Here is a 12,318-nt window from a genome sequence, read left to right on the forward strand (position 1 = left end):
ACCTGCTCAACCACTGCCAACTTAAAAGCCAGCGTGTAGTCCCTCTGCGTTCGCTTCTTCTGCCCTTCCATCTTGACCCTCACTCCCTGGCGGGGAAAAAGTGTCAACCTTATTCAGGACGGGTCACGGGCAACAAAAAAGGAGGCCGAGGCCTCCTTCTTTTTTGCGGCTGACGAGCCTTATTCGCCCTCAGGCTCCATCTGCGATTGCAGGTAGTTCTGAATGCCGACCTTGTCGATCAGCTCAAGCTGCGTTTCCAACCAGTCGATGTGCTCTTCGGTGTCGTCCAGGATGTCGACCAGAATTTCGCGGCTGACGTAATCCTTGACCGATTCGCAGTAGGCAATGCCCTCGACCACGGTGCCGTGTGCTGCGCGCTCAAGCTTCAAGTCGCATTCGATGATCTCTTTCGTGTCCTGGCCGATGAAGATCTTGCCCAGGTCCTGCAGGTTGGGCAGGCCGTCGAGCATCAGGATGCGCTCGATCAGGCGATCGGCATGCTTCATCTCGCCGATCGACTCCTTGTATTCGTGGTCCCCGATGCGCTTGAGCCCCCAGTGGCCGTACATGCGCGCGTGGAGGAAATACTGGTTGATGGCGGTCAGCTCGTTCTTGAGCTGGGCGTTCAGATATTGGATGACCTTCTTATCGCCTTTCATTCTTGGGGCTCCAGCAAAGTGCAACTGCGGTGATGGACGCACGCACGCGTCCGTTCAAGGCGAGCCCCGTGCCTGACCAGAAAGCAACAAATGCCACCGAGGCTCAGCGCCTGGGCGGCAATTCGCGGCGACAGGAAAAGACGGGAGATCAGGCAGCCAATGCACCAGCCACGATGGCCTGATCATTGGCGACGGGCTCGTCGCGACGTTCGATTATGGCATGCGTGCTGGCACGGCCCAAGGTCTGGTCGACGGGGATGCAGCTCACCGCCTCGGCGAGCACCTGCTTGGCGCAGTCCCGGCATTGTCCGCAGCACGTTCCCACGCCGAGCGTTTCGGCGAGTTCGTCCATCGTCGACACGCCCAGACGGGCGGCGCCATGGATTTCGCGGTCGGTCACTTGGTTGCAAATACAGACGTACACGGGATTCCTCCGCAGCGCTCAGAACGCGCTGTGAAACCAGAATAACAGAGAATGGAAATGAGAACAATTCTTGTTCTACCCCATTTCGCGCGGAGGGTCATGCAGGTGCATGTGGGCCGTCTTTTCAGAGAAAGACGTGCAATTTCAGTCACTTAGAGCGAGGTCATGCCCGTGGAAGGCGATGCGCCGGTGCGACACTCGGTGCAGCCGGCGCTTTTGAGATACGCGCATCAAGCCCGCGCCAGCGCGCCGAGCGCCTCTTCGATTTCGGCCGGCTCGCAGGCGTGCAGCAGGCGGTCGGCCTCGCGCATCAAGCGCGGGCGGTCCGAGCGCAGGATCTGCTGCTTGACACTCAGCAACTGCGACGGATGCATCGAGAATTCGGTGAGGCCCATGCCGAGCAGCAGGCGCGTCATGGAAGCGTCGCCCGCCATCTCGCCGCACACGGAAACGGGCTTGCCCGCCTGATGCGCTTCGCGGATGGTGCGCGCGATCAATTGCAGCACCGCTGGATGCAGCGGGTCGTACAGATGCGCGACGGCGTTGTCGGCGCGATCGATGGCGAGCGTGTACTGGATCAGGTCGTTCGTGCCGATCGAGAGAAAATCCATGCGGCGCAGGAACACCGGCAGGATCAGCACGGCGGCCGGTATCTCGATCATGGCGCCGACTTTGATGCCCGGATCATAGGCCAGGCCGTCGGCGTCGAGCGAAGCCTTGGCGCGTGCCAGCAATTCGAGCGTCTGGTCGATTTCGCGGGCGTGCGCAAGCATCGGCACGAGAATCTTGATCGGCCCAAACGCAGATGCCCGCAACAGCGCACGCAACTGCGTCAGGAACATCGCCGGCTCTGACAGCGACCAGCGAATCGCACGCAATCCCAGCGCCGGATTGGGCGCGGTTTCGAACACGTCGTCGCGGATGTCCAGCGGCTTGTCGGCACCGATGTCGATGGTGCGGATGGTGACGGGCAGGCCCATCATCGATTCAACGGCGGTGCGGTACGCGCGGAACTGTTCTTCCTCGTCAGGTAGCGCGCCACGACGGTTCATGAAGAGGAATTCGGAGCGGAACAGGCCCACGCCCACGGCGCCGGCTTTGACAGCGGCAGCCGCATCTTCGGGCATTTCGATGTTCGCCTGCAGTTCGATTTGCGTACCGTCGAGTGTAACGGTAGGCGTATGACGCAGACGTTCGAGACGCTTCTTCTGCAGCTCGCCTTCGCTGCGGCGGTGGCGGTATTCCTCAAGGATGGACGTGCTCGGATCGACAATGACGATGCCGTTGTCGCCGTCAATGACGACGATGTCATCCTGCCGAATCAGCGTACTCGCGTTATGCACACCTACCGCCGCCGGAATGTCGAGGCTACGCGCCACGATGGCGGTGTGCGAGGTGCGGCCTCCCAGGTCGGTCACGAAGCCGGCGAAGGTCTGGCCGCGGAACTGCAGCATGTCGGCCGGCGCAATATCGTGTGCGACGACGATCATGCCGGCATCCGGATCGCAGCCAACGGCCACCGGTGCCGGCGCCAAGGCCGGCGCGCCGGCCAGTACCTTCAGAATGCGTTCAACCACCTGCTCGATGTCGGCCTTGCGCTCGCGCAGGTATTCGTCTTCGATTTCACCGAACTGGCGGATCAGCTCTTCAAGCTGCGTTGTGAGCGCCCACTCTGCGTTGTAGCGCCGCTGGCGAATCAGTGTCTCGGGTACCTGCGAGAGCAACGCGTCATCCAAAATCATCGCGTGCACATCGAGGAAGGCACCCATCTCTTCGGGCACATCGCTCGGGAGGTCGCGCTTGAGTGCGGCCAGTTCGGAGCGCACGGTGGCGCGGGCACTGCGCAAGCGCTCGACCTCAGCGTCAAGCTTGTCTTCGTCGACCAGGTAGTGCGACACATCGAGCGCCGCGCGCGCCAGCATGTGGGCGCGGCCGATGGAGATGCCGCGCGAGACCGGAATACCGTGAAGGGTAAAAGGCATAGACGCTGGCCGGAGCGGGCGTTGAAGTGGAGTGCGGCGGGCGCTTTATTCGCCTTCGCCAAAGCGATCGTTGATGAGCGCGACGAGACCATCCATGGCGTCGTGCTCGTCCGGGCCGTCGATCTCCAGCGTGACGGTGGAGCCAATGCCCGCGGCCAGCATCATCACGCCCATGATGCTCTTGGCGTCGACCTGACGACCGTTGCGCGACATCTTGATCTGGCTATCGAACTTGCTGGCGAGCTGCGTGAGTTTGGCCGAGGCGCGCGCATGCAGCCCGAGCTTATTGATGATGGTGATATCCCTCTGCAGCATATTTGTCCGGATGGTTGGCAACCTGGTTCTGAACGGCTGTCGAGCCGACCTGCAGTACGCCTTGCGCGCCGCCGGCCAGGGCCTTGGCGGCAAGTTGTTCGAGTTTTTCGGAGCGATAGCAGATGGCGCGCACGAGCATCGGCAGGTTCACGCCGGCCAGCACGCGCACGCGGCCCGGATCAGCCAGGCGCGAGGCGATATTGGCGGGCGTGGCCCCGAAGATGTCGGTCAGCACCAGCGCGCCGTTGGCTTCAATGAGTTCGGCGAGCTTGTCGCGCGCCTGGGCCAGCACGGCAGCCGGCTCGGCATCGGGCAGGACATCGATTGCGCCCAGCCCTTCAGGCTGTCCGCAATAGACGTGTGCAGCGCAATCGCGCAGTGCGCTGGCCAGCGGCGCATGAGCGATGATCAGAATCCCTGCCATGATTGAAAAGCGAATCGGTGTAACGCCGATTGTATCAGGGCCATTTGGCGCAATTGTGCAGCCGTGTTCCAGACTTCCCCCTTGTGGAGGACCCTCGGCGGAGGGGCCATGCCGCCCAATCAGGCGGGCTTGCGGCCCAATCCGCTGCTCTTGCCTGCGGCGCGCTCCAGCGCGTCGATGAACATTCCGGCCACATTGAAGCCCGTCTGCTGCGTGATTTCCTGGAAACACGTCGGGCTGGTGACGTTCACCTCGGTGAGGTAATCCCCAATGACGTCGAGGCCGACGAGCAGCAGACCGCGTTGCCACAGCACGGGCGCAAGTGCGTGTGCGATCACCTGATCGCGCTCAGACAGCGGCTGGGCCCTGCCCGTACCGCCAGCCGCCAGATTGCCACGTACCTCGCCCGCCATCGGCACCCGCGCCAGCGAATGCGGCACCGGCGACCCGCCGATCAGGAGAATGCGTTTGTCGCCCTCACGGATCGCCGGAATGTACTGCTGAGCCATGATCGTGCGCGCGCCGTTGTCGGTAAGCGATTCGATCACCGCCCCGAGGTTCAGGCCATCCGGTCCCACGCGGAAGATGCCCGCACCGCCCATGCCGTCGAGCGGCTTGAAGATGACGTCGCCCTGCTCGGCGTGGAATTCGCGCAGACGCTTGGCATCGCGGGACACGATGGTCGGCACGGTGAACTCGCGGAACTGCGCGATGGCGAGCTTCTCCGAATGGTCACGAATCGCCTGCGGCTTGTTGAACACGCGCGCGCCCTGCCGCTCGGCAATCTCCAGCAGCCACGTGCTGGTGACGTATTCCATGTCGAATGGGGGGTCCTTGCGCATCAGCACGGCGTCAAAGCCGGTGAGCGGGAGCAGGCGAGCATCGCCGGCGCGATACCAGTCGTCCTCATCGCCGGTCAGTGCGATAGGCGTGGCAACGGTTTCGACCACGTTGTTCGCCAACGTGAGCTGCGACTGCAGGCACGTGTAGATGGCATAGCCGCGCGCCGCCGCCTCGCGCATCATCGCGAAGGTGGAATCCTTGTAGGTCTTGAACGTCGACAGCGGATCGACGATGAACAGGATGCGCATGGCGGTTCCTTCTGCAGCGGGGATACGGCCGATCAGATCAGCGGGTTCGGGTCGGTCTTCTCAAGCTCGAGCGATGCAGCCAACAGCGCCAAGCGCGCCACGACGCCGTACATATAGAAGCGGTTCGGCTCACCGGCGCCCGGCTTGGCATGGCTGTCCGGCAGCGAATTCGACGCAAACGGCAGCGGCACGAAATGCATGCCCGGCGCATTGAGATTCTCGTCCACGCCGCGGCCCGTGTGAACCCGGTAGAAACCACCCACCACATAGCGGTCGATCATGTAGACGACGGGCTCGGCCACGGCTTCGTTGATCTTCTCGAAGGTGTGCACGCCTTCCTGCACGATCACTTCGGAGACCTCCAGGCCCTCCTTGACCACGCTCATCTTGTTGCGCTCCTTCCGGTTGAGGCCCTTGACCTCGGAAGGATCGCGCACGGTCATCACACCCATGCCATAGGTGCCGGCGTCGGCCTTGACCACCACGTAGGGGGTCTCGGTCACGCCGTATTCCTTGTACTTCTTGGCGGTTTTCTTCAGCACCGTCTCGACCGCGTGGGCGAGTTCCTCCTCGCCGGCGCGCTCATGGAAGTCCAGTCCGCTGCATTTGGTGAAGTACGGGTTGACCATCCACGGGTCGATGTCGATCAGCTTGGCGAACTTCTTGGCCACTTCATCGTAGGCGGCAAAGTGGTTGGTCTTGCGGCGCTGCGACCAGCCGGCATGGAGTGGCGGCAGCAGATATTGCTCGTTGATGTTCTCGAGGATGGGCGGCACGCCGGCTGACAGATCGTTGTTCAGCAGGATCGAGCACGGATCGAAGTCTTCCATGCCCAAGCGACGGCCCTTGGTACCGATGCGCTTAATCGGTTCGACCACTAGGCGCTGTCCATCGGGCAGATCGATCGGGGTCGGCTCGGTGATGTCTTCGGAGAGCGAGCCGAGACGCACATTCAGCCCCGCTTGGCGCATGATCTGCGACAGGCGCGCCACGTTCTGCAGATAGAACATGTTGCGCGTGTGGCGCTCGGGGATCAGCAGGAGGTTCTTGGCGTCGGGGCAGATTTTTTCGATGGCGGCCATGGCGGCTTGCACAGCCAGCGGCAGCATCTCGGGCGCGAGGTTGTTGAAGCCGCCCGGGAACAGGTTCGTGTCGACCGGCGCCAGCTTGAAGCCGGCGTTGCGCAAATCGACGGAACAGTAGAACGGCGGCGTGTGTTCCTGCCATTCCAGGCGGAACCAGCGTTCGATGGCGGGCGTGGCGTCAAGAATCTTCTGCTCGAGCTCAAGCAGCGGCCCGTTCAGCGCGGTGATCAAGTGCGGAACCATACCCTTCCTATTGATGTTATTTATCGCCCACTCCAATTGTAGAGGAACAGACAATAGCTTGCAGACGACAGCGGGCTATCGATATGCGGTCAGGAAAGAGGATTCGCAAGAGGCGCTGTGCGGCAGTGCAGCAGGCCACACAAAAAAACCGGACAAAAAAAAGCGCGGGGCTGCCGCGCTTGGGGAATAGCCTGACAGATACGGGGAGCGTTCTGCAGGTGGAGGAAACCACGTCTGCAATGTAAGCGCCCGCATAACGAGAGGCAATTGAAGCTTTTTTACATCGGACTTAAGGACGTCCGGCTCAGGTGGCGACACAAAAAACCCGGCGCGCGGCCGGGTCTTTTGCGGGATGACGCAGACGATCAGTCTTCGTAGGCAGTTTCGCCGTGGGACGTGATGTCCAGGCCCTCGCGCTCCTCTTCTTCCGGCACGCGCAGGCCAACAATGGCATCGACGATCTTGTACGAAATGAACGCCACCACTGCAGACCAGATGACCGTGGTCGCCACGCCCTGGAACTGGATCCACAGCTGGCCGCCGATCGAGTAATCGTCGGCTACCTTGTTGGCGACATAGTCGTAGATGCCGGTGCCGCCCAGGCTCGGCGCCGCGAAGACGCCGGTCAGCAGCGCGCCGAGGATACCGCCCACGCCGTGCACACCGAATACGTCCAGCGTGTCGTCCATGCCCAGCATGCGCTTGAGGCCATTCACGCCCCACAGGCACAGCAGGCCGGCGATGATGCCGAGCGCGATCGAACCCATCGGGCCGACAAAGCCGGCGGCCGGGGTGATGGCCACTAGGCCAGCCACGGCACCCGATGCGGCACCCAGCATCGAAGGCTTGCTCTTGCCGAACCACTCGCCGAAGCTCCACGACAGCACGGCAGCGGCGGTCGCCAGCAGCGTGTTGACGAAGGCCAGCGCGGCGCTGCCGTTGGCTTCCAGGGCCGAGCCGGCGTTGAAGCCGAACCAGCCGAACCAGAGCAGCGAGGCACCGACCATCGTCAGCGTCAGGCTGTGCGGCTTGAGCGCCTCACGGCCAAAGCCGATGCGCTTGCCGAACAGGAAAGCGCCCACCAGACCCGCCACAGCAGCGTTGATGTGCACCACGGTGCCACCGGCAAAGTCCAGCGCGCCCTTCTGGAACAGCCAACCCGACTTGGCCGTCATCACCTCGGCCGCCTTGGCGTCGGTAAAGCCGTCCGGACCCGGCCAGAACCAGACCATGTGGGCGATCGGCACGTAGCTGAAGGTGAACCACAGCACCACGAACAGCAGCACGGCGGAGAACTTCGCACGCTCGGCGAAAGCACCGATGATCAGCGCGCAGGTAATCGCCGCAAACGCGCCTTGGAAGGCGAAGTACGCGTATTCCGGCACCACCACGCCTTTGCTGAAGGTGGCGGCAACCGAATCGGGCGTCAGACCCTTCAGGAACAGGCGATCCAGCCCGCCGAAGAACGCGTTGCCCTCGGTAAACGCAAAGCTGTAGCCGTAGATGGCCCACAGGATGATGATGAGCGAGAAGATGCCCATGCACTGCATCAGCACCGACAGCATGTTCTTCTTGCGCACCAGGCCGCCATAGAACAGCGCCAGGCCCGGCAGCGTCATCAAGATGACGAAGGCGGTGGAGACCAGCAGCCACGCCGTGTCGCCCTTGTTGGGGACGGGCGCAGCAGCGGCGGGCGCAGCGGCAGCTGGAGCAGCTGCGGCGGCGGGGGCTGCAGCCGGAGCTGCGGCTGCCGGTGCGGCAGCGGCCGGCTCGGAAGCGGCGGCCGCGGCAACCGGCGCCGAAGCTTCAGCCGCCGGCTTGTCCTGTGCGGCGGCCGGCGCCGAGATCACGGCGCCTGCGAGCACGGCAGCGACGGCCCCAGCCGTCAGGAATCGTGTGAACCAGGTTTTCATGTTTTGACCTCTTCCTTGGCGGATTGGGGCTTATAGGGCGTCGCCACCGGTCTCACCGGTGCGGATGCGGATGACTTGTTCGACGTCGGCCACGAAGATCTTGCCGTCGCCGATCTTGCCGGTGCGCGCAGATTTTTCGATGGCCTCGACGGCGCGCTCGACCACGTCGTCAGGCACGGCCACTTCGATCTTTACTTTAGGCAGGAAGTCGACGATGTACTCCGCGCCGCGGTAAAGCTCGGTATGACCCTTCTGACGTCCGAAGCCTTTGACTTCCGTGACGGTAATGCCCGATACACCCACTTCGGACAATGCCTCGCGGACCTCGTCGAGCTTGAACGGCTTGATGATGGCCATGATGAGTTTCATGCTGGTTCCTCCTCGGTCGGCGGCACCGGGGCGCCGCCCCGCATCGTTATTGGAAAGTCTTGGTGATCGACAGCAGGGCCGTGGCCTTGCCCATGTAGTTGCCGCGCGTGTTCGTATAGAACGCGCGCGAAGCGTTCGTATCGATGTAGGCCAGCGACGCCGCCCAGCCGTTGCCGAAGTCTTTCGTCACGCCGACCTTCCAGTCGGCATACGAAGCGCGCACGGTCTGATGGGGCACTTGTTGGTAGCCCGCATGCAGGTTCAGCGTCAGGCCCCAAAAGCCGGTATCGAAGTTGCCCGACAGATCGAAGTACTGGCTGTGATGCGAATCGGGCGTGCCGAACAGGTTCGAAAACGCGTGCGAATACTTGAACGTGACCGGGCCGTAGCCGATCTGCGCATAGCCTTCGGTCGTGTGCGGACGCGTGAAACCGTCGGGATAGCTGCCCGGGTAGTAGTACTGGAGCACGCCCACGTCGATGGGCACGTCCTTGACGATCTCGGTCTTGTAGCCGCCGTAGAAGTCCATCTCGATCGGTGCGGAAACGTTCGAGTTGGAATCGCTCAACCAGCTGATCGACGAGTTCCAGTTACCGATGTAGAAACCCTCGGGCAACACACCGCCAGGAATGGCGTAGTCAAAGCCGCCCTGAATGGCCGGCTTGTTGTTGGTCTGCATGATGCCGCGGTAGCGGTATTGGCTGGCCAGCGTGACGTTGGCCGTGAGTGCGGCCGGCGCGGCCGGCGCGGGCGCCGGTGCGGCGGCCGGTGCATCAGCCGCGGGTGCGGACTGCGCGATGGCGGTTTGGCTGACACCGGCAACGGCACCGGTCAGCAGTACCAGACTGGCTGCGTACGCAAACTTCTTCATAACGGCTCTCCCCCTTTAGACAGTCGCAACGGAATTGAAAAAAATCGCACCAGTTCTGCAACTGTCATGCCATGTCGCTGTCGTCAGATTGGAGGGCGCCTTCGGTTACGGCCTCGCGTTGCGCCATAGCGCAAAGGCGGAGGAAATTGGGGACGGGTTTCACCTGGCAACGCCTGCTGCCCGTGAACAGTTGCCGCAGGCGGGTTCACGCCATGGCGGCCTACGCCGTCATGGCGCGATAAAAACCATGTGATAGAGTGATTTCGGCCCCATGCGGTGGCGCACAGGGCGCGGCGCGGAAGCTGCGACCATCCGTTCTGTCCCCATTTGGATGGGGACGCCAATGCCGCATCGCAGCGAGATTTGACGCAAGGTGTGCCGTTCACAGCGCTCAGCCGGTACCATCTCGGCCAGCAGCACCGAAACCACGCGCCTGACGCGGGCCTTCGCACCACGACACAGCAATTCACGCGCACGGTTACGGTGCATGCACCGGCCTGGCGCAGACAGCACGACCCACGGAGCAAACGACATGAAACCGACCGATCTCTTTTCCGACTTCCAGAACCGCGTCAGCGAAGCCCTGCGCAACTCGCCGGCGGCCGACATCGAAAAGAACGTCCGCGCGATGATGACCCAGGGCTTCTCCAAGCTCGATCTGGTGACGCGCGAGGAATTCGACGTGCAATCGCAGGTCCTGGCACGTACGCGTGCGCGTCTGGAGGAACTGGAAACGCGCGTGGCCGCACTGGAAGCTCAACTCAAGTCCGCCGCCCCCGCAGATCAGTAAGCAGCGAGCTGCCGCCGGGTGTTGCGCGGGGCGCGCATCTGCCTGGCCGCTGTGCCGACCGCTGCACCCTTGCTGCGGCGCACAGCGAAAAGATTGATGCACCGCCTTGTTGCGGCTGGCGAACTGATCTAGAACGTCCTTAAGACGCATCGCGCAGCCGCGCTTGAGGAGAAGATCATGCAGCATCGCCTCTACTTCCTGATGCCGGACGTCGTCAGCGCCCGGCGCGTGATGAACGACCTTCTGCTGGCGCGCATCACCGAACGCCACATCCACTTCGTCTCCAAGCCCGGCGTCGACCTCACTGGCCTGCATGAGGCCAACATCCTCCAGACTTCCGACATCGTCCACGCCACCCAGAACGGGCTCGTGATCGGCGGGGGTGCAGGGGTGCTGGCGGGCATTGTGGCGGCCATCTTCCCGGTCATTGGCGAAGGGCCGCAGTGGGGCATGGTCGGCATTACCACCGTGGTTGGCGCGCTGTTTGGCGCGTGGGCTTCGAGCATGATCGGCAGTTCGGTGCCCAACAGCCGCCTGAAACCGTTCAAGCAGGCAGTGGAGGATGGGCAGATCCTGCTGATGGTCGATGTGCCGCGCTCGCGCGTAAGCGAGGTACGCGCGCTGCTGCAGAGGACGCATCCCGAAGGCCGCTTCAGCGGCGAAGACTCGGCCATGCCGGCCTTCCCCTGAATTGATCTGCCGACAACAAAGCCGGAGCCCAGTGCTCCGGTTTTTTTGTGCCCGTTTCTCATACCAAAGCGATCGTCAAATTTGGATGCCGATGGCCATGGCAGTGCAACGCGGCTGGCACAGTGGAGGGTTCCGCAACCGTCACACTCCGTCACGCCATGCACCGATGCCAAGCCTTCTGCCTTGCTAGTGAGTTCTCCCGAAGGACTGCGCAATGAGCCTCGCTGTACTGCGTTCGCGCGCCCTCTCGGGCATCGATGCGCCGGCCGTCTCGGTGGAGGTCCATCTGGCGAATGGCCTGCCATCGTTCACCATCGTCGGCCTGCCTGATACCGAGGTGAAGGAGAGCAAGGATCGCGTACGGGCAGCGATCCAGAACAGCCGCTTCGAGTTTCCGGCGCGGCGCATCACCGTCAACCTCGCCCCGGCCGATCTTCCAAAAGAATCGGGCCGGTTCGACCTCGCTATCGCGCTGGGCATCCTCGCCGCGAGCCGGCAGATTCCGCACACGCACCTGGACGCGCACGAGTTTGCGGGCGAGCTGTCGCTGTCCGGCGATCTGCGGCCGATTCGCGGTGCGCTGGCGATGGCGTATGCGCTGTCGCGCAACCCCGTCTCCGCCGATGGCGACGCACCACTTGCCCGCGCCTTCGTGCTGCCCGGCGAGAACGCCGCCGAAGCTGCGCTAGTAAGCGGCACCAAAGTCCTGCCCGCGCGCACGCTCATCGAGGTGTGCGACCACCTGAGCGCGCCGGATCGCAAGCTCGCGCCCGCGCTGCCCGCGCTGGTCGACGCGGACATCCGCTATCCCGACTTGGCGGACGTGCGGGGGCAGCCGCAAGCGCGGCGCGCGCTGGAAGTGGCCGCCGCCGGCGGTCATTCCATGTTGATGATCGGGCCGCCCGGCACCGGCAAGTCGATGCTCGCGCAACGGTTTCCCGGCTTGCTGCCGGACATGAGCGATGACGAAGCGCTTTCCGCCGCCGCGGTGATGAGCCTGACCACGCGCGGCTTCGACGCACGGCGTTGGAAGGTGCGGCCGTTCCGTTCGCCACACCACACAGCATCTGCGGTGGCGATGGTGGGCGGGGGCAATACGCCAAGGCCGGGCGAAATCTCGCTGGCGCATCAGGGCGTGCTCTTCCTCGTTATGTAGTTGCTCAAATACAACTAGCCATGACTCGTAAACCTCTTCAACTGCGGATAGTATTGAAATATCGAAAAACACAAAAACATTGATGCAACATCATCGCAGCTATACCGTCAACTACACGCCTGACGGCACCTTCGCAAAACGCTATCCCGCACTAGCCCACCTTCCCTTCATCTTAGATTTGTAATGACCCAGTGAAACCTGCACAGGTTAGGCGGCTAAAGCGAATGCCTCAGCCGGGGTCTTCATCTTCAGCGCTTGGTGGGGCCGTCGGTGGTTGTAGAACTGAATCCAGTCGGCGATCGCACG

At 62.9% G+C, this 12,318-nt stretch carries 12 protein-coding genes and 2 pseudogenes; 3 read left to right on the forward strand and 11 right to left on the reverse strand.

Going from position 1 to position 12,318, the window contains the following annotated elements; translation table 11 throughout:
* Positions 1-179: 179 nt before the first annotated feature.
* From bfr to CFE42_RS23760, 10 genes are all read right to left on the reverse strand, one after another.
* Positions 180-659, reverse strand: a complete 480-nt coding sequence (bfr, locus tag CFE42_RS23715) for a bacterioferritin (protein ID WP_004637092.1) — start codon at positions 657-659, stop codon at positions 180-182.
* Positions 660-807: 148 nt separating this feature from the next.
* On the reverse strand, positions 808-1,083 hold the full coding sequence (locus CFE42_RS23720) for a bacterioferritin-associated ferredoxin (protein ID WP_004637090.1): 276 nt from the start codon (positions 1,081-1,083) through the stop codon (positions 808-810).
* 230 nt (positions 1,084-1,313) lie between these two features.
* Positions 1,314-3,065 carry a phosphoenolpyruvate--protein phosphotransferase gene (gene ptsP, locus CFE42_RS23725; RefSeq protein WP_004637088.1) on the reverse strand — a complete coding sequence of 584 codons (1,752 nt, stop codon included), beginning with the start codon at positions 3,063-3,065 and terminating at the stop codon, positions 1,314-1,316.
* Between the two features lie 45 nt (positions 3,066-3,110).
* Positions 3,111-3,380 carry an HPr family phosphocarrier protein gene (locus tag CFE42_RS23730; protein ID WP_004637085.1) on the reverse strand — a complete coding sequence of 90 codons (270 nt, stop codon included), beginning with the start codon at positions 3,378-3,380 and terminating at the stop codon, positions 3,111-3,113.
* Positions 3,349-3,804 (reverse strand): PTS sugar transporter subunit IIA, encoded by a 456-nt coding sequence (locus CFE42_RS23735; protein WP_004637083.1) that lies wholly within the window; start codon positions 3,802-3,804, stop codon positions 3,349-3,351. Before CFE42_RS23735 ends, CFE42_RS23730 begins: the two co-directional genes overlap by 32 nt.
* 119 nt (positions 3,805-3,923) lie before the next feature.
* Positions 3,924-4,895, reverse strand: a complete 972-nt coding sequence (gene gshB / locus CFE42_RS23740; RefSeq protein ID WP_004637075.1) for a glutathione synthase — start codon at positions 4,893-4,895, stop codon at positions 3,924-3,926.
* Between the two features lie 32 nt (positions 4,896-4,927).
* Positions 4,928-6,223 (reverse strand): glutamate--cysteine ligase, encoded by a 1,296-nt coding sequence (gene gshA, locus CFE42_RS23745; protein ID WP_004637074.1) that lies wholly within the window; start codon positions 6,221-6,223, stop codon positions 4,928-4,930.
* 365 nt (positions 6,224-6,588) lie between these two features.
* The gene (gene amt / locus CFE42_RS23750; RefSeq protein ID WP_004637072.1) at positions 6,589-8,136 is read right to left on the reverse strand and encodes an ammonium transporter; all 1,548 of its coding nucleotides are present in this window, start codon (positions 8,134-8,136) and stop codon (positions 6,589-6,591) included.
* A gap of 30 nt (positions 8,137-8,166) precedes the next feature.
* A complete protein-coding gene (locus CFE42_RS23755; protein ID WP_004637070.1) occupies positions 8,167-8,505 on the reverse strand; it encodes a P-II family nitrogen regulator in 339 nt (112 codons plus the stop codon).
* A gap of 46 nt (positions 8,506-8,551) precedes the next feature.
* Complete coding sequence (locus CFE42_RS23760) at positions 8,552-9,376, reverse strand: TorF family putative porin (RefSeq protein WP_004637066.1); 825 nt, start codon at positions 9,374-9,376, stop codon at positions 8,552-8,554.
* Between the two features lie 532 nt (positions 9,377-9,908).
* Here CFE42_RS23760 and CFE42_RS23765 point away from each other — a divergent pair.
* From CFE42_RS23765 to CFE42_RS23775, 3 genes and pseudogenes are all read left to right on the forward strand, one after another.
* A complete protein-coding gene (locus tag CFE42_RS23765; RefSeq protein ID WP_004637064.1) occupies positions 9,909-10,166 on the forward strand; it encodes an accessory factor UbiK family protein in 258 nt (85 codons plus the stop codon).
* 177 nt (positions 10,167-10,343) lie between these two features.
* The gene (locus CFE42_RS23770) at positions 10,344-10,856 is read left to right on the forward strand and encodes a hypothetical protein (protein ID WP_004637063.1); all 513 of its coding nucleotides are present in this window, start codon (positions 10,344-10,346) and stop codon (positions 10,854-10,856) included.
* Positions 10,857-11,070: 214 nt separating this feature from the next.
* Positions 11,071-12,003: pseudogene (locus CFE42_RS23775) on the forward strand (ATP-binding protein); the annotation flags it as partial.
* A gap of 219 nt (positions 12,004-12,222) precedes the next feature.
* Here the strand turns inward: CFE42_RS23775 and CFE42_RS23780 are convergent.
* Positions 12,223-12,318: pseudogene (locus tag CFE42_RS23780) on the reverse strand (integrase core domain-containing protein); the annotation flags it as partial.

Origin of the sequence: Ralstonia sp. PBBBR1 (assembly GCF_002256165.1) — a bacterium.
GTDB lineage: Bacteria > Pseudomonadota > Gammaproteobacteria > Burkholderiales > Burkholderiaceae > Ralstonia > Ralstonia thomasii.